Genomic DNA, 23,684 nt, shown 5'->3' on the forward strand with positions numbered 1-23,684 from the left:
TTTTGGCGTTACGCGACGACCTTCTCAACGGAAAAGCTGCTGTCTAACATCGTCAGATCGATGTAACGCGCCAGATCGCGCTGCTCAGCGCGCGGCAGATACGGCAGTTCACCCACCAGCGGGCCCTGCAGCTTTTTGCTTAACACCTCGATGATTTCGGCGTAATGCGCAAGGCCTGGATTGATGCGGTTCGCCACCCAGCCAATCAGCGGTAAACCGTCGTTGGCGATGGCCTGCGCGGTCAACAGCGCATGGTTGATGCACCCTTCCTGAATACCCACCACCATCAGCACGGGCAGCTGTTCCTGCACCACCCACTCGGACAATGGACGCAGATCGTTCATCAGGCTGCGCCAGCCGCCGGTGCCTTCAATCACCACGTGATCGACCTGGTCACCGAGATTCGCCAGCCCGTTGGACAGCAAGGAATAGTTGATCAGACCGCTGTGCGCGACGCTGCTTTCGTCTTCACTCAGCGCAATCGGGTTGATGGCCTGATAAGGCAGCTCAAGGCTAGAAACGCTTTGCAGCACCAGCGCATCTTTATTGCGTAGTCCTTCTGGCGTCTCTTTACTTCCTTTCGCGACCGGTTTATACCCTGCCACACTCTTACCGCCTGCCGCCAGGGCCTGCAGCAAAGCGCGGGACACCACCGTCTTGCCGACAGAAGTATCAGTACCCGTTACAAAGAAACGCTTAAGCATCACTTACTCCACCTTTTGGGCATATGCTTTGAAAATATAAACCAAGTAAATAATTCAGTGGAGTGAGTCTAAGGTATGCGCCATCCCTTCAGTTTGAGATAGCGCAATTTTTATGAGATCAGCGAAAAATAGCCTTAACCCTGCAGGAGACGGATCAATAGTGAGCCGTTATACATCGCGTCTTTGACCAGCGCGGCTCCGGCCATGGTGCCCTGATTGGAAAACTGCGTGCTCTCGACCACCATGTTCTTGCTGTAGGCCGGAAGGGATTGCTGGCGAATACAGTCGGAAATTGCCGGGAAGAGGATGTCAGCGGCCTGATTCAGCGGCGAACCAATCAGGATTTTTTGCGGGTTAAACAGGTTCACCATAATCGCGAGGATCCGCCCGACGTTGTTGCCCACGCCGGTAATAATATCCTTCGCCAGCAGATCGCCCTGCCGCGCCGCGCCGCATAAGGACTCGACGGTCAACGGCTGGCCGTGCAGCGACGAGCTCATCGACTGACTCAGACGCAGCTGCGCCAGCTCCATCACGCTCTCGACGCTGGCGATAGTCTCCAGGCAGCCGTGGTTGCCGCAATAGCAGCGCTTGCCGTAAGGGTCGACCTGAGTATGGCCAATCTCCACCAGGCTGCTGCTGCCCGCGTGTAACAGGCGGCCGTCGGTGATAACGCCAGCCCCGACGTTGTGGTCGATCACCACCTGAATCACGTCGCGCGCGCCGCGAGAGGCACCGAACAGCGCCTCGGCCATCGTCCAGGCGCTGATATCATGCTGAATATAGACCGGCACGCCGGTGTGATTCTCCAGCACTTCGCCAAGCGGCATGTCTTTCACGTCGTCGTAAAACGGCATGCGATGCACAATACCATTCTCCGTATCAATGATTCCCGGCATGGTGATGGCAATAGAGGTCAGACGCTCCAGCTTCTGCTGGTGGCGAATAAAGAACTGATCGATATGGGCAATAATGCGTTCAAGCAGGGTTTGTTCTGACTGGAGCGGCAGCTCGAGGCGGTCTTCCACCACCAGTTTACTGCTTAAATCGCGCAGGGCGAGGATCACTTCCGCGCGGCTGATGCGGATCGACAGATAGTGCCAGGCTTCCGTTTCCACCACCAGCCCGACGGCAGGACGGCCACGACTGCCCGGCTCCTGGATCTCCGTCTCCTGCACCAGGTGAGCTTCCAGCATTTCACGCACAATTTTGGTAATACTGGCTGGCGCAAGTTGAGCCAGTCGAGAGAGATCGATACGCGAGACCGGGCCAAGCTGATCAATCAGGCGATAAACGGCGCCCGCATTGGTCTGCTTAATTTGATCAATATGTCCTGGCTGACTATCAGCAACCACCGCTTACATCCTTATTTTTCGCGCTTCGAAATAAACTTTGGGCTATGGTGAAGCACTTCGCAGGCAGTCGTCAAATTTAAACTTAGCCATGTGATTTACCGCACATTTTTCGCCCTTTTTCAGGCCGTTACTGGACGCTTTGAGGCGGCAATCAGTTGGTTTTTGAAACGCTGTGCCGCATTGCTCTGCTCATGGTGTTTCGGCCATACCAGCCACATCTCAGAGATCGCATCCTCTTCCGCTATCGGCACCCAGCGCATTTCGCTCAGCTGAACGCGTTTAAATGACGCCGGAAGAATCGACACCCCCAGGCCCGCCGCGACCAGACCAATAATCGTCATCGCCTCGCCGACCTCCTGGGTGATGACCGGCGCCAGGCCGTAGCGGCGCATCAGACCAAGGATATCATCATACAAACCGGTTCCCACATGCGGATCGAAAAAGACAAACGGCTCCTGCGCCAGTTCCGCCAGAGTGACCGCATCCAGCGAGGCCAGCGGGTGATCGCGCGGGATCATCGCCAGCAGCGGTTCGCGGAGGATCACTTCCCAGGCCAGGGTATCGGGCAGATGGGTGTTGCGCATCAACCCCAGGTCCAGGGAGCCTTCGTTGAGCGGAACGATCTGCTCGCGGGTGTTGATCTCGCGGGTCTGGATATGTACGTCAGGATAATGACGGCGAAACGATGACAGGGTATCCGACACCGCGCTGATAAACGGGGCCGACGAGGTAAACCCAATGCGCAGCTCGCCCGTCTCTCCCAGATGCAGGCGCTCGGCGCGGGCCGCGGCGTCATCGACCAGGCTCAGGATCTGGCGGCTGTCGGCCAGAAACTGCCTTCCCGCTTCCGTCAGGCTGACGCTGCGGTTGGTCCGGGCCAGCAGGCGCGCCCCGACCTGCTGCTCGAGGATCTGGATCTGCTGGCTCAGAGGGGGCTGGGAGATATTCAGCCGCGCCGCCGCGCGCCCAAAATGCAGCTCTTCGGCGACGGCGATAAAGTAGCGTAAATGGCGCAGCTCGATATTCATATTTTTAACGTATCATTTGAGATTATTAATATATTAGACAGAATATTTACAATTTCCTACCCTGATCTTGTGGTCATACCCGTCACCAGAAATCACGGGGATGTTTAAGCAAGGAACTTTTGTGAGTCGTACATCTACCGTTGATATCGCCCCGGCAAGCGACATTGATGATTTACCTGCAGCACCCGCCGCCACTCAGTTTATCAAACGGGGCACCTCCCAGTTTATGCGCGTCACGCTGGCGCTGTTTTCCGCAGGCCTCGCGACCTTCGCCCTGCTGTACTGCGTCCAGCCGATCCTCCCGGTTCTGTCTCATGAGTTTGGCGTGTCGCCCGCCAGCAGCAGTATTTCCCTGTCGATCTCAACCGGGATGCTGGCGATCGGGCTGCTGTTTACCGGCCCGCTCTCCGACGCCATCGGCCGCAAACCGGTGATGGTGACCGCCCTGCTGCTCGCCTCAGTGTGCACATTACTTTCGACGATGATGACCAGCTGGCACGGGATTCTGGTGATGCGCGCCCTGATTGGTCTGTCCCTGAGCGGCGTGGCGGCGGTCGGGATGACCTATCTCAGCGAAGAGATCCACCCGAGTTTTGTGGCGTTTTCGATGGGGTTGTATATCAGCGGGAACTCGATTGGCGGCATGAGCGGACGTCTGCTGAGCGGGGTGTTTACGGATCTGTTTAGCTGGCGCATCGCCCTGGCGGTGATCGGCTGTTTTGCCCTGGCGTCGGCGCTGATGTTCTGGCGCATCCTGCCCGAGTCCCGCCATTTCCGCCCTACTTCCCTGCGGCCCAAAACGCTGTTCATCAACTTCCGTCTGCACTGGCGCGATAAAGGGTTGCCGCGTCTGTTCCTGATGGGCTTCCTGCTGATGGGGTCGTTCGTCACCCTGTTTAACTATATTGGCTACCGGCTGATGCTCTCGCCCTGGCACCTGAGCCAGGCCTTTGTCGGCCTGCTCTCCGTGGCCTATCTCACCGGGACCTGGAGCTCGCCGAAAGCGGGCGCGATGACCGCGCGCTTCGGTCGCGGCCCGGTGATGCTGGTCTCGACCAGCGTGATGCTGGCAGGTCTGCTGCTGACGCTGCTTTCATCCCTGTGGGTGATTTTTGCAGGGATGCTGCTCTTCTCCGCAGGCTTCTTCGCCGCGCACTCGGTCGCCAGTAGCTGGATCGGCCCGCGCGCCCGTCGCGCCAAAGGCCAGGCCTCCTCGCTGTATCTGTTCAGCTACTACCTGGGCTCCAGCATCGCCGGGACGCTCGGCGGCGTGTTCTGGCACAACTACGGCTGGAATGGCGTCGGCGGGTTTATTGCGCTGATGCTGTGTGCCGCGCTGCTGGTGGGGATGAGCCTCCACAAGCGTCTGCACTAAGGGCACTGTAGGCCGGATAAGCGTCAGCGCCATCCGGCTTTGTATTTTTCAGGACGGCAAAAAAGGATAAAACCGAATTGGCGGAGGAACTAACGCCATAGGCCAGGCGCGGGATCTTGAGTCAATGGGCTCATATGAACGAAAAATGGGCATGGATGGGGGAATGTTGATAACGTTTACCCCAGTGGGATGCTACTTCCGATAGAGATTCAAATGGACTACCAAAAGGCACTGAAGAAAATATTGTCAGATGATCCTTTAAGGATGAAGGCTCTTTCTGCGGTTCGGGCATTAGAACTGAATGATAGCTGGATTGGCGCGGGGTTTGTACGAGATGCCGTCTGGAATCACTTACATGGATATGAGCCGAGTCGTGCTTTAGGTGATGTGGATGTCGTCTGGTTTGACCATGAACACTGTTGCCCAGATCGTGATAGCTACCTCGAGAGTAAGCTTAAACAACAACTGCCTTCGTTAGTCTGGTCGGTGAAGAATCAAGCCAGAATGCATCAACGTAATGGCGATCGTCCCTATACCTCAACAGAAAATGCTCTACTGCATTGGCCAGAAACTGCTACGGCTGTCGCTGTCAGATTGGGAGGCAATGGTCTTGATATCATTGCTCCTTATGGACTCTCTGATCTATTCGAACTACTGCTAAGACCGACCCCCACCTTTGAGCGTGATAAGTTTTATGCTTTTGAACAACGGGTCACCACAAAGCGCTGGCTGGAACGTTATCCAGGGCTACAGCTTATCGTTCCTGCATAACCGCAATAGTTAACTATCTCTTGTGCATGCTTCTCGATCGTAAGAATTCCAGTCCGGGTCTGGTAGAGAGCTGACTCCCGGTCTCAGATCTCATATAAGCCAAAAAAAAGCCGGATGGCGCTAGCGCTTATCCGGCCTACGGCTTTTGTTTGGTGCGCAGTTTGCTGGCAGAGCAACTGGGTCCAGCGCGAGTTTGTACGTGTATTCATGGCAGATCCGTGCGCACGACATAAAAAGGCGCAGACTCGTCGGCGTAGCGTCACAAAGAAGACTCAGGGGGCTTATATCCAGTAGGCTGGATAAGCGCTAGCGCCATCCGGCTTTGTATTTTTCAGGAAGGCAAAAAAGGATAAAACCGATAGACCGCCACCATCGCCGAGATACTCACGATCACACTGACGACAAACCAGGTTTTGAACGGCTGCTTTTGCGTTTTATGACGGAAGAGTTGTTGACCCACAATCGCGCCCGGCCACCCTCCGACAACCCCAAACACCAGCAACGTGGATTCCGGCACCCTGCGCCAGGCCTTGCGCGCCGCCATTTTGTCTGCGCCGTAAATCAGCAGCGTCAGTAGATTGGCGAGTAAGAGCCAGGTGGCAACGGGGTGCGGGGTAAAGATGCTGCCGATGGCGGAGAGGATTAGGAGTAAGTAGCAGAAGCGGTTGAGGTTCATAGGGGTTGGTTTGGGTCGTTTTGTGGGTGTGTTTGGGGGGATTATATGTGGTGGAGATCGGGGACGAAATAGATACCTGGAGTCTGAAATCGAGTCTTTCATTGGTTCGGCTTTGGCTGATGTGAAGAGCAGATGTTGATAGCACTTCACTTTCCCTAAGAATAAAATATGTAGAGTACGGGTTATGAAACTTTAGCTGCCTTGGGGGGCAGTTAAGTGATGAGCACATATTTAACACAGGCTATTGACTGTTATTGGATTGTTTAATAACCTGCTTAACAGGTTATGCGCAGACCTGTCAGCCTGTAGACAAATCCGCCAACGCGCTTTTTACCCTTTAGTTTTCAGAGCATATCCTTTTAACTTTGCTCTGTGTTTACAGGCCGCAGAGTATTTGTAAAAGGAACATGCAATGCTCCCACGCATCAATGTTAACGATCACCGTTATGTCCCCTCACTCGATCAGCTTCGCAAACAGGCCCGTTTCCTCAGGGATCACTGCAATGTTCAATTGAACCATGCCTATGAGATGGTCGCGTATTTTTATCGATTTTCTTGCTGGGGAGATCTGCTAAATCACACCACCAGTGATAAAGCTATCGAAGATCAGCAAATCGTTGCTCACATGCGAGAAGAACTCCAGACATACAGAAACCGTCTGCCATCATCTGACCTTCAGAGATTATCTCAATTAGCAGCACTGAAGGGCACCTTAACAGAGGCTGTGGTGAATGACCGTATAAAGACATTAAACGATCTGGATATCGTTCAGGTCTATAATTGCCTGTATAACGAAGAATACTGGGGAGAGCCAGCTCCTGTTTCCTGTTATGAAGTACTCGATGAAACAGACAGATGTTTAGTGTTGCTTGCTAAACGGACAGCTCTGGCGGGCCGTACCAAAACAGTCAATCCTCATATTAGCTTTCCATGGTTCGGATTCAGAATGTATGGATATTTATACATTGATGGAAACACACTGAACTACAACTGCAGGGAACTGGACAGCTACCTATGGCCCTCAGATAAAAAATACACAGCGGTATTCGGCAGGCCGTGGTTTGCTGCGTATGTCAGTGGCTTCATCCGTATGCAGCTTCATTCACTATGCAGTTCTGGCTTCTCAGGGAAAATGTCATTTGAGAGAATAAATAATGTCGATTTGGTTGCAGGACCTGTAAGACAACCATACTTCAATGATGAAACACCAAGCTCATCAATAAACACTATTGTTGAAAATTTACTCAGCATGGGAGGCGTGAGGGACACCAGAAAACAAAATGTAACATTCCGTTTTGGTAACGGTGAGATGTATTGATGGATCGCTCATTCTGGATTTTACTCAGTGAACTGCCATCTTCAACAACTGCGTTTATTTTACTTGCAGGTGTCATCTATACGCTGGCCAGAAAAGATTGCTTTCCCTCGCTTTCACAACGCCAGTTCTTTTATCTGATAATGACGTTTACCATGATAACTGGCTGTAAAATCTTATTTGGATAAAACTCACTAGGCCGATGTACGACTTAGCGATTAATATAAAGGGGATCTGGTAATGTCCGCTTCTGGCACAAAGCAGACCACCAGTCTCCACCCTCCACAAAAAGCCGGATGGCGCTGGCACTTATCCGGCCTACCGATTCTGTTTAGTACGCAGTTTACTGGCGAGTCCAGCGCGATGCGTTTAGCTCCCCGACGAACATCCACATCAGTTCACACAGCAACCTGCGCAGGGATTTTTCCATTTCCGGAAACAGCGATTGCTGGCAGAGCGCCTCTTAGGCTCACCCGCTAAAGCGGTGAGCCTGTTTGCGAATTAACGTATCACACTGACATTTTCCAGTTTTACCAGACTTTCAGGTTTATCACCGACTTGCTGAGCGACCGGGACGAAGACGTTGAGATCTTGCAGCCAGGCTGACTTACCACTACTCCTCCGTTGCCCTTCATGAGTTTCATGACATTCTACTAAGAGATATTTCCCACTAAACTCAGGTGCAATGCTATGCGCATCACCCTCTCCCGTTACTTCACATCGTAAAGTTGCAGCAGTAACTTTCTTATCGTCATCAATGGTGTCCCATTGCGCCTGATATCGTTGGCCGGTCACTAACGGGAAACGCAGATCGGTCTGTAGCTTGTTGAGCAATGAAGAACCGCTACTGATGGACATGGTGTATTTAAGCTGTAGCTGGTTACCCAGGGTTAAACGCTGCACTGTCCAGATGCCATAATCTTCCAGCTTGCGTATATAACCATCTGGCTGTGCATCCAACTGGACTTTAACCTCTCCAGGCGCGCTAACTTCGGTGTAGCGAATCTGTTTAAAACGCGGAAGTGCCCAGGGTTTGATCAACGACTGCGCCTGGTGCTCAATGGCCACAGAAAGGGGGAATTTACTCAGCCATTGTGAATTATTATTACTCAGATCGGGCATTGATGGCCCCATCAATGTTGATGATGGTTTGTTAACGGCGGGTACAAAGTGCCCTTCGGCAGTGAATGTTTTTCCTGCCGGTAGTTGGCACATTTGCCCGAAGCGTTCTTCCATTTGAGTGTTAATTTTGAAGCTACTTTTGCGGCGAACAATATCAGCCGTAATGAGGGAATCCGTAACACGCCCTTCGCTGTCGATATTCATTGCGGCGAAAGCATCGCCCTGATGGGTTTTACAGTTATATAAGTAGTGCTCAATCTTTAATTCAAGCGGCGCGTCGTAAGGCGGTTCCCAGATGATATCTGCATAGTCGTATCCCATGCGTACCGATAAAATGTCGCCAACGCGCTGGATGCTATTCACATCGACAAGATCGGTCGTGCCGACTGAAGACGTGGCGGATAATCTTTCCCAATGTGCTTCTTTTATCGGTAGATTACAAACCGTACGGATATCCTCTGCGGTCATCAGCTTATCGTCCTGTGCAGGCGCATACCGTGAGTAACTGGCGCCGTAAAAGCGAGCTTTGGTAAGCCCCTCATTATCCAGTAAATCTTTGTACAGAATCTGAGCCTTGTTATTTTTACAATCAACGGAATGCCATTCCTGAGCTATTTTTCCGTCATTGAAGTTCAACGACACCATGTAATTCACACGGTCGTGGATTTTAGTTATCGACAAAGGGTTTACGCCACCACCTGTCAATGCAGGTTTATCAGCAGCCTGAACATACGAAAACGGCAAGAGAGAGAGAACAAAAAGCGAACGCATTAAAGGGTGTGGGTAGTACATACATGTTCCTTCATATACTGAATAATAAATAAAGGTATCGGCATCCAGGAATAAATGATTAGCTTGAGTTGATATGCACGTTACAGATTAACGTAGCGTGACCGCGGCATCAGGCTCAAAACTGACTCCCAGTCTCAGATCTCACATCAACCAACAAAAAGCCGGATGGCGCTAACGCTTATCCGGCCTACCGATTCTGTTTAGTGCGCAGTCTGCTGGCGAGCCCAGCGCGGTGCGTTTAGCTCCCCGGCGAACATCCACATCAGTTCACACAGCAACCCGCGCAGGGATTTTTCCATCTCCGGTAACAGCGACTGCTGGCAGAGCAGCTGAGTCAGCGTCTGGCAGTAATCGCACAGCGCTTCGGCGTCAGGCTCAAAATACGATGGCGTTTCTGGGAGCGTGTCGACAGTAAAGCGCTCAATCAGGTGCGCCGGGATGGGTTCGCTAAGCGTCGGGCGAAGCAACGCGAGGCACGCACTGATTCGGCCCAGCAGCGCCAGTTTGTACGCGGGTTCGTGGCATTCCATCAGGGTTTCGGCAAAACGATCGCAGCAGTCGGCGAGATCGGTGAAGTCTGTCGCGGCGCTGAACGGGACGCTCAGTAAATCGTGGGCTGGGGTGAAAATGGTGGTCATGGGGAAAACTCCAACAAGATGTTTGTGATAACCGCCAGCGGAGAGGTCAATCTCACGGGTGGCAGATCCGGGCGGGGTTGACCTTACCGATCTTGTTGGCAACCGGCGCGTCTTGCGACGCCCCCACCCGGCCCGCCATTGTAGCGTAGCCGTGTGCACGACACAAAACAGGCGTGGACGCGCCGGAGTGTCGCCAACAAGAGTGTTTCAGGAGGTCAATCCCGGTACCTGATTTTGCAGGTGCGGATGAAGAATACGGCGATAACCGGATATCGACAACGGGTATTACCGGAAGGAGGATCTCGTTGTTGAATGTAATTTTTTCAAGGAGTTACATCATTCAAATCTATTTGTTAAGCATGTTATCCAGTTATAGTTAACTCTCGCTAAAACCTATTACCAGGAGGCCGTGACTAACGTATCAATCCTTTATGCTGACGCTGATTGATGAACATGATGAGTGATTTGCGTATTCCCACTTGTTTTAATCCCTAGGCCGGATAAGCGTTAGCGCCATCCGGCTTCACATTCAAAGCATTAAAGCGAAACGGGATAAAGCTGATACACCGCCACCTTCGCCGGGACACTGACAATAAACCAGGTTTTGAACGGCTGCTTTTGCGTTTTATGACGAAAGAGTTGTTGACCCACAATCGCGCCTGGTCCCCCTCCGACAGCTCAAAATTTTTGACAAAATACATTTGATTCAACTTATCACCAGGCGTGTTAGTTGTTAAGGAACATCAGAGCAGGAAGAGATAATGTGTTATTATAATAAAAATGTGATCTTGAGGGTTTAAGGATTATAAATATATGAGATTTTATAGTATCGATTATCTACAAATGCAGTCTAACATCAATGATTATTTAAAATACATCATTATATTTAGCACTTTATTTATCCTGATCGTTGTTTTTAGCCTGTATATGCGTCATCGTCTGCAAACTAAATATCGTGATTTAACCATCATCGCCTTCTTATTTTTACTCTTCCTTTCTGGTGTTCAGTATGCAGATTATACTGACAGCCAAAATATACACTCCCAATCATCACAGATGGTTAACTTTGTTAGGCTGTTATCACAAGAAAAAGAAGTAAATGTGAACTCTATATTTTCCAGCTCCGTACAACTCTCGGACGGCATTATCATTAAAATCAATGATTTTTATTATCGGGTTAACTTAAGCCCGGACCAAAAAACATACAACCTGGTTGAAGTTTCGTTAGTAAATCCAGACATAGAAATCATAAAAAACTGAGGATGAGAAATGATAATTTATACACCTATTATTTTAAAGCTGGGTCTGGGGATACTGTGTTTAATTGTACAAATAAATCTCATGGGGAAAGGGAATCTGGCCCCTTCATCCGCAATGGATCAGGTTCAGAACTATGTTCTCGGGGGGATTATCGGCGGCGTAATTTACAATGAATCGATAACAGTACTACAGTTTGTCCTGGTGCTAATTATATGGACTTTTCTCGTCTTTGTTCTTAAGTTTCTAAAAGAGAATAATCGGTTAGTTAAACGTATTATCGATGGCAAACCTATCACCTTGGTACATAATGGCAGTGTTAATGTCAAGGAGTGTTTACGCAATGGTGTTTCTGCAAATGATTTGATGTTCAAATTGAGAGCAAATGGTATTTATGAAATAGAACAACTCAAACGCGTGGTTCTGGAACAGAATGGGCAGTTAACCATTATACAAAGTGGTGATGAGAATATACGTTATCCTATTATAGTGGATGGTCTGGCAAACCATGACCTGCTCGAAATCCTTAATAAAGACAATGACTGGTTAGAAAATGAAGTGATAAAGCAGGGCTTCAGTAAAATCAGTGAAGTATATTTAGGCGAGTATTTATCGGGTAGAATAAATTTATACGGATATGAAAAATAATTTCCAAAATTAATACCCTTATTATCAGGAGGCAGCCATTTCAGGTGTGCCTCTGCCTGAGAACACTGACATCAACGTCCGCTCCTGACACAACGCAGACCGTCATCCTCCCCCGTCCTGATAAATCAGCAAAAAAGCCGGATGGCGCTAACGCTTATCTGGCCTACAGGTTCTGCTTATAATGCCTGTTACATCATTCAAATCTATTGATTAAGCACGTTGTCCAGTTGTAGTTAACTCTCGCTAAAACCAGCTCCCCCGAAACCTCACCGAAATCGACCGCCTGATGCCTGGCAAAAAAATCGCGCAATGCTTCAGGTAAAAATTGCGCGTTGTATCGCAATATTGTGCTGTGCCAGAACGGCGCGGGTAATGGACTACCGGCGTGGCGCTGCAACAGCTCCTCTTTCCATTGCGATTTTAAAACGCTTTCGCAAAATGACTGACGCATCGCAATGGCAGGATCATCCGGAATACCGGCCAGCAACAGCTGACCGGGAAGCGCCACCAGCCTCAAGTGCCTGATCACAATGTGCTTGCCCTGGTATTCACGCCAGATATCTTCCAGTTGCCTTGTCTTCGCCGGGAGCGGTTCGTTTTCCTCATACAGCGGCAGCGTCAGGGGCAGAAAGGTAAAATGCACGCTGCTGAGAGGGAGCATATCGGCCAGTCGATCCCTTTGCACCAGCGCTGCCAGCTCACGAATAAGCCCTGCGACTGGCGCGGGCACCTGGGGTCGAATGCCCGTTGCCAGCGCCAGTTTGTCAGGATCGTAGTAACGCTCTGTTCTGATTTCACCGATACCGGGGGTTTCCCGCCAGATACTGAGTGTCTTTTGGTTAGTCGCGCTGTAAACGTTTTGCAGTTGACTGGTTCTCATGACAGAGCCGCCCTCCTCTCATCAGGCAGTCTCAGCGTCCAACAGAGACGTGCCATACGAATTATCAATGGTACACAGCCAGCGATCGCCCTTTTCCTGCCGGAAAACATAGGTTGCACGGCGCGTGGTTTCGACCGTTCCGCCCTGACCATCAGGGAAACGAAGTTTAGTTTCCATGATCACCAGCGCATCGCCACCCCCTTCGATAACCTGCATCTCTCCCTGCTCAACAATAAGTTGATCCTGAAAGTAATCTGAAATGGCGATGAAGGCTTTACGGATATTCTCTTTTCCGGTCACGATCAAACCTGGCTTCACCACCAGAGCAGCCTCTTCGGCGTAATTCTCCATCAGAGCATCAAAATCTTTCGCGGAAATTGCTCTGTCACAGGATTCTATAATCTGGCGTAGCGGATGTGAGTGCATGGATATTATCCTGTTAAGTGTTTCGTTGGATCCTCAGTGTATATGAGTCCTTGAGGTTAACACGTTATTTAACGAGGCTTTGTGCGCACACGTCCAGGTGGCGTGCGGACATTTTTAGGGTTTCATTCATAGTGAAAATAATTCTGGTCATTACCAAAACTGGCAGTTGATTGTTATTTGTATGACTTTTAGAATAAACCCGCAACTCATTGATTGAATTTACTTTAGGGAAATAATAATGAAAAAAAGTAGCGTTGCGATAATGATGATGGCCACGTTTTCAGGTGCAGTTTATGCGGAGTCCTCGCCATGGACACCGGATTTTTCCCCGGAAAGTCTCAGTGTTTCAGCCTCCGCTGGCATGCTGAGCGGGAAATCCCAGGAAAGGGTTTATGACGAGGTAACCGGTCGAAAAGTCAGCCAGCTGGACTGGAAAATTAAAAATGTCGCCATTCTGAAGGGCGACATTTCCTGGGATGCGTACTCGTTCCTGACCCTGAACGCCCGCGGCTGGACGTCTCTGGCATCAGGATCTGGCCATATGGATGACTACGACTGGATGAACGAAAGTCAATCCTCATGGACAGACCACTCATCCCATCCGGCGACGAATGTCAATTATGCCAATGAATACGATCTTAATGTCAAAGGCTGGGTCTTCCAGGCCGAAAACTATAAAGCTGGCGTCGTCGCTGGTTATCAGGAAACCCGTTTCAGCTGGACGGCGACCGGTGGGTCTTATAATTATGATAACGGCACAAATACGGGGAATTTCCCGGCAGGCGAACGCGGGATTGGTTATAGCCAGCGATTCTCGATGCCATACATTGGCCTCGCGGGGCAATATCGCTTTAATGACATTGAATTGAACGCGCTGTTTAAATTCAGTGACTGGGTCCGGGCGCATGATAATGACGAGCACTATATGCGCGATCTGACTTTCCGTGAGAAAACGTCCAACTCACGTTATTACGGTGCATCAGTGGATGCCGGATATTACGTCACACCGCACGCCAAAGTCTTTGCTGAATTTTCCTATAGCAATTACCAGGAAGGCAAAGGTGGTACTCAGATCATTGATAACAACAGCGGTGAATCAGGATCGATTGGCGGAGATGCGGCTGGCATTTCTAACAAAAACTATACCATCACCGCCGGCCTCCAGTATCGCTTCTGATTAAGCGCGCCGCATCACAAATTGATAAAAAATACAAAGCCCCTCACGGGGCTTTTTTGTTGATTTAATTTCCAAAAAAGAACCAGATATAGGTTTCTTAACGATGGCCTGCCCCTGGTGAGGATAAGAAAATTCACTTCAGCCAGTGACAAATCAAAAATACGATCTAAGATTTTGAAGGAAGAAAACGGATTACAAGGAGTTTCTGATGATTATTGTTGTGGCAGCAGTTTTAGTATCCCTGCTCGTTGTGTTGGGACTTAACTACATCTTGCAACAGCTGATGAGTGCATGGTGCGATCCGGATGGTCATTAAGTCTCGCTGAACTGTTAAACGCCCCGCTCCCGGCCCCTCGTGTTTTGCCGTTGCAACCTCCCGTCTCGTGGGCAGCTCAATGCTGCCCTCAGGCTTGACCTGAAGTTAACTTGAGCTTTTAAGATACCCATCAGGTACTCAAAAAAAGGACTCAGGTTATGAAAGAGGTGGATGTTGGTTTTACCCACGTGGCGTTCGTCGTGAGGGATCTGGATAAGAGTATTGATTTCTATCACCGCTATGCGGGCATGGACGTTGTTCACAAACGAGAGCCCGACGTCCCAGAGGCGCGCGAAGTTGCATGGCTAAGCGATCGCACCCGTCCGTTTGCCCTCGTCCTTGTCCAGGCCGATGTGGTGGCCGATACCCCGCTGGGCAATTTTGGTCATCTTGGCGTCGCATGCGCCAGCATCGAGGAGATCGACCAAAAAGTGGAGATGGCACGTTCAGAGGGCGTGTTGCGCAAAGAACCGGTTCAGGCCGGCGATCCCGTTGGCTACTTTGTCTTCTTCGCTGATCCTGACGGGAATACTTTAGAACTATCCTACGGTCAAAGGGTTGGACTGGAAGCCTCGGGTTCCGGCACTGAACCCAACGCTTAACTGAGCGTACGAGTGATTTCGGTGACAGATATCCGTTACATCACTCCGTGAAAGTAAAGCCGGATGGCGCTGGCGCTTATCCGGCCTACACGTTCTGTTTGACCACCGCGGTAGTTTCGCTCCCCTGTGAATATCCACATCAGTTTGCACACTTTCCTACGCCGTGATTTTTCTCCCGTTTCTCTATTTGAACAATTTGAGTAGCAAATGCTACGCAGTACATCACCAAATAAACGTCTTCTTGGCTCGTACGGAATAACGGAAGTAAGGGATCCAGATACAGGCATAAAATGTATGCGTGATAATCGGCATCACCTGGGTAAAGCCCAGGGGGATATTTGGGAACACATAAGTCGTGGCAACCCGGTCAATCAACATCAGCACAATACCGGCAATGAGCAATAGGCTATACGCCAGTGGCAGCTCTTTTTTCTTACGCAGAAACAGAGAGGCGATGTAAATGATATAGAGAAGGAGAATAAAGTTAATTCCCACAGCAATAAACAGATAGCTCGACTGGGATATCGGCAGTCGCCCTATTGTCTCCAGTCCGGCCTTTAATGTGACTGTCAGAGAAGTGAAATACCCGTACGCGATCAGGAACAGGTTGAGGAATGGCACGAATAACAACCCGCCTATTTTCCGGTACTGCTTTTCCTCACACTCAGGGCAATATTCCTGATGCTGAGGAATCTCCTTGTCACACTTAATGCACGCCCATTTGAAAGAAGTGTCGGTCATGATTAATCCTTACTTTTCCGTTAGCTCTCAGCGTTATCGGCAAACCCCTGAAGATTCTTAAACACTTCAGCGTAACCTGTAAACAAAAAAGCCGGGTGGCGCTAGCGTTTATCCGGACTATGGGCTGGTGCGAGATCAACAAAAAAGCCGGGTGGCGGCTGCGCCTTACCCGGCCTACAACTGCAGGTCCCGTAGGCCCGGTAAGCGCAGCGCCACCGGGCGAAGTCTGGTGCGAGGTCAACAAAAAGGCCCTGAATAATCAGGGCCTTCGGATCTGGCGCGGGATTTTTTTAGTGTTCAGTATGCTGGCGAGCCCAGCGCGGCGCGTTTAGCTCCCCCGCAAACATCCACATCAGTTCGCACAACAATCCGCGCAGGGACTTTTCCATTTCCGGTAACAGCGACTGCTGGCAAAGCACCTGAGTCAGGGTCTGGCAGTAATCACACAGCGCCTCGGCGTCAGGCTCAAAATACGACGGCGTTTCTGGCAGCGTGTCGACGGTAAAGTGCTCGATAAGATGGGCCGGAATGGGCTCGCAAAGCGTCGGGCGCAGCAGCGCGAGGCACGCACTGATTCGGCCCAGCAGCGCCAGTTTGTACGCAGGTTCATTGCATTCCATCAGGGTTTCGGCAAAACGGTCGCAGCAGTCAGCGAGATCGGTAAAGTCTGTCGCGGCGGTGAACGGGACGCTGAGTAAATCGCGGGCTGGGGTGAAAATGGTGGTCATAATGTTTGTTTCCGCTAAGTAATACTTAACACCGCCAACGGAGAGGTCAATCTCACGGGTGGCGGTTCCGGGCGGGGTTGACCTTACCGGCCTTAGTGGACACCGGCGCGTCTTGCGACGCCCCCGCCCGGCCCACCATTGTAGCGTAGCCGTGCGTACGACACAAAATGGCGCTGACGCGTCGGTGTGCCGTCACTAAGGTTTTTCAGGAGGTCAATCCCGGCGCCTGTTTTTGCAAGCACGAAGGAAGAATACGGCGATAACCTGATATCGACAACGGGTATTACTGGAAGCAGGATCTCGTTGTGGAATGTAATTATTTTTGGGCAGTTACATCATTTAAATCAATGGATTGGGTGGAGTTATTTGCCATGCTGAGCGTATAAACGCTGCAACCCTGTTGCGATTCAATCACTCCCCTCTGTATAAACAAATATCGAAGTAGCCAGAACGGGAGAATGACTATGATTTCAAAGGACAATGCCGAGCATTACATCTGGGGTGATAATTGTGACGGTTGGTATCTTGTGAACCGCAAGGACATGCTGGTCATTCATGAAAAAATGCCCCCAGGAACCAGCGAGAAACGTCACTATCATTCCGTTTCTCGGCAGTTTTTCTTTGTTCTTCAGGGCGTTCTGACCATGGAGCTTGAAGGGGTTGTACGTGAAATCAAAGCCTATCAGGGAATAGAAATCCCGCCGGGGTCAGTGCATCAGGCCAGCAACAGTACTCAATCTGCAGTCGAATTTATTGTTATCTCTCAGCCCACCACGCGGGGTGATCGTAATGACGTTCCTGCTTCTTGAGGGCAAGTGGTAACGTTAGGTTTGGTATAAGTGAGAGGCAGACGTTGTCGATTTTTAACCCGATAAATCTTTCAGCTGCCTGGTTTTGCGTAAGCAGGCATAACAACAGCATAATAACTTTGTTGGACAACTAAAGATCTATTGTGCAAAGTCGATAATTTCACAGAAGATAATCATTTCTCGGTACATCGTTTAGCAGGAAAAAATGAAATTGAGATTTTTAACGTTGTTTACACTGTTTTTTGCTATTAGCCTACATGCAGAAGATCATGACTATGGCCCACCAATCTCCGTATGCCTGAACAAACATACTATTCCCTATATCAATACGACGACTCCTGCTGAGAAGATCGTTAATGATGCTTATAAGGCTTGTCAAAGTGTCGTTGATGAATGGAATAACGAGAGAGCATCCTTGCCCAAGGAAATGGTAATCAAGCAGAATAGGGAATTACGGGATATGTATATCAGGATGATCGAGATTCGCCGGAAAGGGAATGTACCAAAAAGTAACTAAGTACATCAGGAAACTCACCAAACCTAATGTCATTGTGGGGTTTACCAATTGTCTTACCCGATATGAGCGACCAATGAAAAGAAAACTTCGACAACGAAACCAATCCTGGATCTCCCGGCAATTGCGATGTGCACAAAAAGAAGGAATGCCGTTAAGCTTCTTTATTAACTTTCCTTCAATACGTGCAGTTTCATGTAATGGTGAGCGCCTTAAACGACGTGGTCGTCTCAATCCGGACTGGGATCGCGCATTATTTCATCCGGGTTGGGGAGAAGTGCCGATGGTTGGGCCAAAGGGAACAATTTACTGGTTTGTGGGATTTGATAAGGAGCAGCTTCCTGTTGAGCTGGAGCCGTTTTGGAAAGAGGCCTGAATGTATTGGCTATGATTTGACAGCTTTCAGTGAACACACAATCAACCCTTTTAGTCCGCTATGAGCGAGGAGAGGATATATCTTTCAAGTCTATAGATTTTGCAGTGTTACTCACCTCGTTTTTTAATAAACCACTATGCTAGTTTGTGAAGTCTGTTCCAGTGTTAAGGAGATGCTATGGGTGTTGAATTCCACATAACGAGAGCTGAATTTTGGGCGGATAATGAGGATGCGCAGATAACCGCTGACGAATGGCTGAACTACATTAATAACGATGATGAATTAAGCAGATACACAATTAACGGCGATTACCACGCTTTTTGGTCAGGTCACTCGTTGTACGAAGACCCATGGCTTGACTGGAACGAGGGTAATATTTATACCAAATGGCCTGATACATACCTGTATAGAAAGATGTTGGGGATTGCAAGACAGCTTAATGCCAAAGTAATGGATGATGATGGTACGATTTACAGCGACGAATCGCAGTGGGAGTACGATCCGTCAACTAATTCTTAACGTTTACTGTTGGCTCGCAGGAGAAAGGCTGGCTGGTCATCAGGTCTGCTATGAGCAAGGTGCGGACCTTAAATTTTACACCTGAACGCCCTGAGGTATTCGACAAACCAGGATCAATTCCAGTATTCGTATTTCGTCGTCATCACGGCTTTGTGCTTGTGCACATATTGTTTACCCGTCTGATCGGCTGGGGCGATTGTGATATCCATATTGGCGCGTACGCATTCTCCATGTGAGTTCCACTTCTCGCAGGTGGTAAGGGTCTTTTCGATGGTGAAATACTTCTGGGTCTTGCTGAGGGACAGCTCACGGCCCTCATTATCATAGGAATACTCTTCGATGGTTGAAGGGGATTGAGTTTTGATCAGGCGATGATTGCCGTCATAGTTGTATACGAGAGTATAATTGTCTATCGCCAAACTTCCTTTGTTTACCGTGCGTGCCAGCAACCCTGATGAATTGAAAACGTACTCTATTGTCCCTACAGTGGTTTTGTCTTTATCTTCTGGCTTATGGGCCGCGATAATTGAACGGTTAACCGCGTGGCTGATAATTCCTTTATCGTTAAGTTGGTACATTCCCTCCAGCGTTTGCCGATAGAGTTGCATGGTCTTTTGACTGTTGTTATCGGCTATGACTCCGTTTGTCTCCATCTGGATGCGCCAGCCAAATTCAGTCTTATTCAACTGAACATCACTGTTTGCCGTGAAAACTGTTTTCGGGCCTGTTGAAGTTTTAACTTCTTTTAGACTGCCACTAATTAGCTCACCGCATTGGCTAAAGTTGCTTCGGGCCGATACGCGAACATATCCATCAGGACTATCAATAGTGGCTTCAATAGATTTTGGGACTTCTGTTTTTATCTGCTGGTTGAGCAGGATAAAAGTGTTCAGTTTGTTTTTAGCGAAGCTTTCCGCTGTGCATTGTGCTGCATGAGTCTGGAATGCGCAGAAGGATAAAAAAGTAATGAACAGCGTTTTATAATTAAATGACATTATTGGTTGTCCTTATGAACGGAGTTTGAAGCCCAACCGTACGGAAATTTACGCTAAGTACGTTTTTTGAATGATGGTGACGGGTGCTTTTAAGACATGCTGCTGAATATGTCCTAAACATGCGAACGGTTATAATCTTCCTGGCAGATGATAGCGCACTCCCATCAGTGGGTATGAGGTGTTTCCATTCAACAAATTCATTACGATATAGTTTACGGGGTTTATTCAGTTGATAAGTACTCATACAACTACCAAAAAGTCCGCTTCTGGCACAAACCTGACCACCAGCTCATTTCTCACAAACCCACAAAAAACCGGATGGCGCTGGCGCTTATCCGGCCTACGAGTTCTGTCCCCTACTTCTTCAACAGTCTCGGCAACTGGTTATCCAGCTCCAGCAGGCACGCATCCATCATCTTCTGCGTTTCCTGGGTGACTTTCGCGTAGTTGTTGGCTTTCCAGTCACTTAGCGGTGCGGTTACGCGAGTTGGGGTACATTCTGCCACCACAAAGGCGCTCAGCAGATTTCCGCCTTCCGGACGCTTATAGAATTGCACGCGGTAGGTTAAATCGTAATTGCTGTTGGTCGCCGACATATCGGTATAAACCAGTGACCATTGGGCAGCAGCGATTTTCAGCGGCTGCGTGTAGGCATACCCGCCACCATTTTTACCCAGCCATTCCTGGATTTTATGCTCTGCTTTGGGGCCGAAATAGAGGGCTGTGGGCTCCGGCATCGCATCAATGGATGAACCTTTGTAATTCTCCTTGTCGAAGTCTCCAGTTCTTATTCCTCCACCGAGGACTGCCGACATGATAGCCAACCCCATGCCGGTTCCAGAATGCACCGGCTCAACTACACGTAACTTCGAATCCGCATAGCGGTTGTTGTTCATGTCGGTTAATGCAAAGGTAGTTGCGACCTCCAGCGAACTGCCGTCAGTAGCCTGAATTTTGTGCGGTTTGACCTGGCCTGCACAGCCCGTCAGGAAGGTTAAGGACAGTGCACTGGTGATAAGTACTTTTTTCATGATGTGTTCGAACCCTTTTAGAATGTCATTTTCCGTAGGGTTTATTTCGGACAAATCAGAAAAACCTTTAGTTTCGTACTGTCTTTATTCCTCCCCACTCCCCTCGTCTTTCCCCCCACCAAATGCTACTTTTGACCTCAGCCGTTCCAGACAAGAGGACCTCATGAAAAATAACAACTATCAACAACTCACCCGCACGTTCCTGCGCTTATCCCGTTTCTCCCATCTCTCATCCATCGCCAGCTGGGACATGTTCGCCATGATGCCGCCGGGCGGTAGCCAGGCGCGCGGTGAAGCGCTGGCGGAAATGAGCGTGTTGCAGCATCAAATCCTGACGGATAAAAAAGTCGGCGACTGGCTGGCCGCTGCTGAAAGCGAAGATCTTAACGACGTTGAACGCGCCAACCTGCGCGAGATGACGCGCCACTTCCAGCAGGCGTCGCTCCTGCCGGAATCGCTGGTCGAAGCGAAATCCCTGGCGGGCAGTAAATGTGAACACGCCTGGCGCACCCAGCGTCCGGCGAACGACTGGCAGGGTTTTTCCGCCAATCTGAAAGAGGTGGTGAAGTTCAGCCGTGAAGAGGCGCGTCTGCGCGCCGAAGCCAAAGGCTGCACGCCTTACGACGCCCTGCTCGATATCTTCGAACCGGACATGACCAGCGCCCGTCTCGACGTGCTGTTTGGCGATCTGAAATCCTGGCTGCCAGATCTGCTGGCGCAGGTTGTCGAAAAACAGTCGCAGAAATCCTTCGTTCCGCCGCAGGGTCCCTTCCCGACCGCCGTTCAGCGCGAGCTGGGGCTGGAAGCGATGAAAATGCTGGGCTTCGATTTTAACGCCGGTCGTCTCGACGTCAGCGCCCATCCATTCTGCGGCGGCGTGCCGGAAGATGTGCGCATTACCACCCGTTACGATGAAGACGAGCTGCTGAGCGCCCTGTTTGGCGTGGTGCATGAAACCGGCCATGCGCGCTATGAGCAAAACCTGCCGCGCAACTGGCTCGGACAGCCCGTCGCGCTGGCCCGCTCTACCGCCATTCACGAATCACAAAGCCTGTTCTTTGAGATGCAGCTGGGCCGCAGCAATGCGTTCCTGAAACATCTGCTCCCGGCGGTACATGCTCGCTTTGGCAGCCAGGCGGCGTTTAGTGAAGAGAACTTTATTGCCTGGAACCAGCGCGTGAAACCGGGCTATATCCGCGTCGACGCGGACGAAGTGAGCTATCCGGCGCACGTGGTGCTGCGGTATGAAATTGAACGTGCGCTGATCAACGGTGAAATCGAAGTGGATGACATCCCGGCGCTGTGGGATGAGAAAATGCAGGCGTGGCTGGGGTTGTCGACCAAAGATAACTTCCGCAACGGCTGTATGCAGGATATCCACTGGACCGACGGCGGTTTTGGTTACTTCCCGTCTTATACCCTGGGCGCGATGTATGCCGCACAGCTGTTCAGCGCGGCGAAAACGGCGCTACCGGGGCTAGAGTCATCTATTGCGGACGGCGATTTCTCGGCGCTGTTTGACTGGCTGAACCAGAACATCTGGCAGCACGGCAGCCGCTTCACCACTTCACAGCTGATTACTCAGGCGACAGGCGAAGATCTGAATAGCCGCTACTTCCGCGAACACCTGACCTCCCGCTACCTGTAAACCTTCCCGCGATCTGCCCCTGAGTGTTCAGGGGCAAACCACTCTTATTGCTTAATGATGGTCATCGTACTGATGCTCAATCACCATCCCTTCCGCCACGCTGGCCACATGGCGTGCGCGAGGATGATAGACCGGTGCAGGAGCCGGTGCGGCGTACACCGTCTGAGGCGCTGGTGCGGTAACGACGACAGCCTGAGGAACGGTCACGGATGAAGGCACAATCACCACTTTATAGCCACTCGGTACATCCACGGTAACACTCTGTGCTAAGGCCGAACCGGCCATCCCTAAGCCTGCAAGCGCAATAAGAAGAATCTTTCTCATATAACAATAACCCGCTAAATAATGTGAGAATCTACTATCTGAGAAAAAGATTAAGTGAAAATTAGGACGGCGCGGTTCGATGGTGCAAGAAATGCCTTTCCTCCGCCAACCGTGTACATACGCTTTGTACATTAGGTTACACGTCTAATGGAATTTACTTTATATCAATACATTGCGGTGAAAGGGGTGCTGAATGGGGTGCTACAGAGGTAATAAAAAGCCCCTTTCGGGGCTTACTTTGGGAAAAACATTTCGTGCTCTTTTTGTGCCTTTTGTCGCATTTTTTCGATGTGCTGCGCCAAATCTTCCAGGTGAACCAGGCGCGGAGCCTTTTGAGAATCGCCAAGCCTAAATGTTGGTATCGGCAACCGCCCTAGCGCCGCTTTGTCCTCTGCGGTTCGTGGCTTCATGCCGAGGTATTTTTCACATATATCCGCCAGAGCTGGAGTTACTGTTTCATACTCCGCCATAAGAAAAAACAGTGTGTTCATAGTGCAACCATGCGTTATGGCTTTCCTTTCCAGCGTACCAGGTTAAGCCGCTAACGAGTAGCGGCGCAGTTGTTAGGGTTTCTATTCAGACTCAGCCATACGAATTCTATGATGCAGAATCTCAATATATTCGCTCATAACGTCAAGCTGTCGAATCATCGCGGCTTTAGCCTCTTCCCTGAGGGCTTTGAAAGATGGGGTTCCAATGAATGCATGAAGTCCCTTTGCTCGCATTCTTAGTTGATTAAGCTCGTCGTGCATTCGAGACAAGAAATCTCCCGGCGCTTTCTGTGCAGCGCTCCGGTATTCCTGAAGCTCTCGAGCTAGCGCCACCAAATCATCGCCAACTTTAACGTAACCACCGTTATCCATCGGATAAACCCGATCAGCTATCAGCTTCTCCAAAAATTCGTCTGTCGGCTTATT

General features: G+C 50.1%; 26 protein-coding genes and 1 pseudogene. 11 read left to right on the forward strand and 16 right to left on the reverse strand.

Going from position 1 to position 23,684, the window contains the following annotated elements; translation table 11 throughout:
- Window positions 1-8: 8 nt before the first annotated feature.
- The 3 genes from bioD to QQF33_RS02110 form a co-directional block, all read right to left on the reverse strand.
- Complete coding sequence (gene bioD / locus QQF33_RS02100; protein ID WP_282493188.1) at window positions 9-704, reverse strand: dethiobiotin synthase; 696 nt, start codon at window positions 702-704, stop codon at window positions 9-11.
- Between the two features lie 134 nt (window positions 705-838).
- Entirely contained in the window at window positions 839-2,059 is a 1,221-nt protein-coding gene (gene mlc, locus QQF33_RS02105; RefSeq protein ID WP_282493189.1) for a sugar metabolism global transcriptional regulator Mlc, read from the reverse strand.
- A 119-nt stretch (window positions 2,060-2,178) separates the two neighbouring features.
- On the reverse strand, window positions 2,179-3,087 hold the full coding sequence (locus QQF33_RS02110) for a LysR family transcriptional regulator (protein ID WP_285150280.1): 909 nt from the start codon (window positions 3,085-3,087) through the stop codon (window positions 2,179-2,181).
- Window positions 3,088-3,208: 121 nt separating this feature from the next.
- On the opposite strand from QQF33_RS02110, the gene QQF33_RS02115 reads away from it, so the two are divergent.
- Window positions 3,209-4,462 (forward strand): MFS transporter, encoded by a 1,254-nt coding sequence (locus tag QQF33_RS02115; protein ID WP_285150279.1) that lies wholly within the window; start codon window positions 3,209-3,211, stop codon window positions 4,460-4,462.
- Between the two features lie 213 nt (window positions 4,463-4,675).
- Window positions 4,676-5,233, forward strand: a complete 558-nt coding sequence (locus tag QQF33_RS02120) for a nucleotidyltransferase family protein (RefSeq protein ID WP_285150278.1) — start codon at window positions 4,676-4,678, stop codon at window positions 5,231-5,233.
- Between the two features lie 331 nt (window positions 5,234-5,564).
- On the opposite strand, the gene QQF33_RS02125 is transcribed toward QQF33_RS02120, so the two are convergent.
- Window positions 5,565-5,909, reverse strand: a complete 345-nt coding sequence (locus tag QQF33_RS02125) for a DUF1294 domain-containing protein (protein WP_285150277.1) — start codon at window positions 5,907-5,909, stop codon at window positions 5,565-5,567.
- A 412-nt stretch (window positions 5,910-6,321) separates the two neighbouring features.
- Between QQF33_RS02125 and QQF33_RS02130 the strand changes: the two genes are divergently transcribed.
- Window positions 6,322-7,227, forward strand: a complete 906-nt coding sequence (locus tag QQF33_RS02130) for a hypothetical protein (RefSeq protein ID WP_285150276.1) — start codon at window positions 6,322-6,324, stop codon at window positions 7,225-7,227.
- A 498-nt stretch (window positions 7,228-7,725) separates the two neighbouring features.
- On the opposite strand, the gene QQF33_RS02135 is transcribed toward QQF33_RS02130, so the two are convergent.
- The 3 genes and pseudogenes from QQF33_RS02135 to QQF33_RS02145 form a co-directional block, all read right to left on the reverse strand.
- Complete coding sequence (locus QQF33_RS02135) at window positions 7,726-9,138, reverse strand: hypothetical protein (RefSeq protein WP_285150275.1); 1,413 nt, start codon at window positions 9,136-9,138, stop codon at window positions 7,726-7,728.
- Window positions 9,139-9,338: 200 nt separating this feature from the next.
- Window positions 9,339-9,776 carry a hypothetical protein gene (locus QQF33_RS02140; protein WP_285150274.1) on the reverse strand — a complete coding sequence of 146 codons (438 nt, stop codon included), beginning with the start codon at window positions 9,774-9,776 and terminating at the stop codon, window positions 9,339-9,341.
- 537 nt (window positions 9,777-10,313) lie between these two features.
- A pseudogene (locus QQF33_RS02145) lies at window positions 10,314-10,451 on the reverse strand (DUF1294 domain-containing protein); the annotation flags it as partial.
- A gap of 138 nt (window positions 10,452-10,589) precedes the next feature.
- On the opposite strand from QQF33_RS02145, the gene QQF33_RS02150 reads away from it, so the two are divergent.
- Window positions 10,590-11,036, forward strand: coding sequence for a DUF3290 domain-containing protein (locus QQF33_RS02150; protein ID WP_285150273.1), 447 nt, complete (start codon window positions 10,590-10,592; stop codon window positions 11,034-11,036).
- A 9-nt stretch (window positions 11,037-11,045) separates the two neighbouring features.
- On the forward strand, window positions 11,046-11,681 hold the full coding sequence (locus QQF33_RS02155) for a DUF421 domain-containing protein (protein ID WP_285150272.1): 636 nt from the start codon (window positions 11,046-11,048) through the stop codon (window positions 11,679-11,681).
- Window positions 11,682-11,874: 193 nt separating this feature from the next.
- Here QQF33_RS02155 and QQF33_RS02160 read toward each other — a convergent pair whose 3' ends face one another.
- Window positions 11,875-12,561: a hypothetical protein gene (locus QQF33_RS02160; RefSeq protein ID WP_285150271.1), complete on the reverse strand. Its 687-nt coding sequence runs from the start codon at window positions 12,559-12,561 to the stop codon at window positions 11,875-11,877.
- 21 nt (window positions 12,562-12,582) lie between these two features.
- Complete coding sequence (locus QQF33_RS02165) at window positions 12,583-12,987, reverse strand: YybH family protein (RefSeq protein WP_285150270.1); 405 nt, start codon at window positions 12,985-12,987, stop codon at window positions 12,583-12,585.
- A 238-nt stretch (window positions 12,988-13,225) separates the two neighbouring features.
- On the opposite strand from QQF33_RS02165, the gene QQF33_RS02170 reads away from it, so the two are divergent.
- Window positions 13,226-14,164 (forward strand): omptin family outer membrane protease, encoded by a 939-nt coding sequence (locus QQF33_RS02170; RefSeq protein WP_285150269.1) that lies wholly within the window; start codon window positions 13,226-13,228, stop codon window positions 14,162-14,164.
- Between the two features lie 474 nt (window positions 14,165-14,638).
- Window positions 14,639-15,082: a VOC family protein gene (locus tag QQF33_RS02175; protein WP_285150268.1), complete on the forward strand. Its 444-nt coding sequence runs from the start codon at window positions 14,639-14,641 to the stop codon at window positions 15,080-15,082.
- A gap of 222 nt (window positions 15,083-15,304) precedes the next feature.
- Here the strand turns inward: QQF33_RS02175 and QQF33_RS02180 are convergent, their stop codons facing one another.
- Both QQF33_RS02180 and QQF33_RS02185 read right to left on the reverse strand, forming a co-directional pair.
- Window positions 15,305-15,823 carry a DUF2569 domain-containing protein gene (locus tag QQF33_RS02180; RefSeq protein WP_285144601.1) on the reverse strand — a complete coding sequence of 173 codons (519 nt, stop codon included), beginning with the start codon at window positions 15,821-15,823 and terminating at the stop codon, window positions 15,305-15,307.
- Between the two features lie 290 nt (window positions 15,824-16,113).
- On the reverse strand, window positions 16,114-16,551 hold the full coding sequence (locus tag QQF33_RS02185; protein ID WP_285144602.1) for a hypothetical protein: 438 nt from the start codon (window positions 16,549-16,551) through the stop codon (window positions 16,114-16,116).
- A 464-nt stretch (window positions 16,552-17,015) separates the two neighbouring features.
- On the opposite strand from QQF33_RS02185, the gene QQF33_RS02190 reads away from it, so the two are divergent.
- From QQF33_RS02190 to QQF33_RS02200, 3 genes are all read left to right on the forward strand, one after another.
- On the forward strand, window positions 17,016-17,360 hold the full coding sequence (locus QQF33_RS02190) for a cupin domain-containing protein (protein WP_285144603.1): 345 nt from the start codon (window positions 17,016-17,018) through the stop codon (window positions 17,358-17,360).
- Window positions 17,361-17,857: 497 nt separating this feature from the next.
- On the forward strand, window positions 17,858-18,250 hold the full coding sequence (locus QQF33_RS02195; protein ID WP_285144604.1) for a hypothetical protein: 393 nt from the start codon (window positions 17,858-17,860) through the stop codon (window positions 18,248-18,250).
- A gap of 177 nt (window positions 18,251-18,427) precedes the next feature.
- Complete coding sequence (locus tag QQF33_RS02200; protein ID WP_285144605.1) at window positions 18,428-18,769, forward strand: hypothetical protein; 342 nt, start codon at window positions 18,428-18,430, stop codon at window positions 18,767-18,769.
- 113 nt (window positions 18,770-18,882) lie between these two features.
- Here QQF33_RS02200 and QQF33_RS02205 read toward each other — a convergent pair whose 3' ends face one another.
- Both QQF33_RS02205 and QQF33_RS02210 read right to left on the reverse strand, forming a co-directional pair.
- Window positions 18,883-19,764: a hypothetical protein gene (locus tag QQF33_RS02205; RefSeq protein WP_285144606.1), complete on the reverse strand. Its 882-nt coding sequence runs from the start codon at window positions 19,762-19,764 to the stop codon at window positions 18,883-18,885.
- Between the two features lie 356 nt (window positions 19,765-20,120).
- Window positions 20,121-20,795: a hypothetical protein gene (locus QQF33_RS02210; protein WP_285157294.1), complete on the reverse strand. Its 675-nt coding sequence runs from the start codon at window positions 20,793-20,795 to the stop codon at window positions 20,121-20,123.
- Window positions 20,796-20,958: 163 nt separating this feature from the next.
- Here QQF33_RS02210 and QQF33_RS02215 point away from each other — a divergent pair, with 163 nt between their 5' ends.
- On the forward strand, window positions 20,959-22,443 hold the full coding sequence (locus QQF33_RS02215; protein ID WP_282493216.1) for a carboxypeptidase M32: 1,485 nt from the start codon (window positions 20,959-20,961) through the stop codon (window positions 22,441-22,443).
- A 51-nt stretch (window positions 22,444-22,494) separates the two neighbouring features.
- Here the strand turns inward: QQF33_RS02215 and QQF33_RS02220 are convergent, their stop codons facing one another.
- From QQF33_RS02220 to QQF33_RS02230, 3 genes are all read right to left on the reverse strand, one after another.
- A complete protein-coding gene (locus QQF33_RS02220; protein ID WP_282493217.1) occupies window positions 22,495-22,767 on the reverse strand; it encodes a hypothetical protein in 273 nt (90 codons plus the stop codon).
- Window positions 22,768-23,000: 233 nt separating this feature from the next.
- Complete coding sequence (locus QQF33_RS02225; RefSeq protein WP_285157295.1) at window positions 23,001-23,258, reverse strand: pyocin activator PrtN family protein; 258 nt, start codon at window positions 23,256-23,258, stop codon at window positions 23,001-23,003.
- A gap of 81 nt (window positions 23,259-23,339) precedes the next feature.
- The coding region (locus tag QQF33_RS02230) for a crAss001_48 related protein (RefSeq protein ID WP_285157296.1) at window positions 23,340-23,684 on the reverse strand (345 nt) is incomplete at its 5' end.

Origin of the sequence: Lelliottia wanjuensis (genome assembly GCF_030238365.1) — a bacterium.
Taxonomy (GTDB): domain Bacteria; phylum Pseudomonadota; class Gammaproteobacteria; order Enterobacterales; family Enterobacteriaceae; genus Enterobacter; species Enterobacter wanjuensis.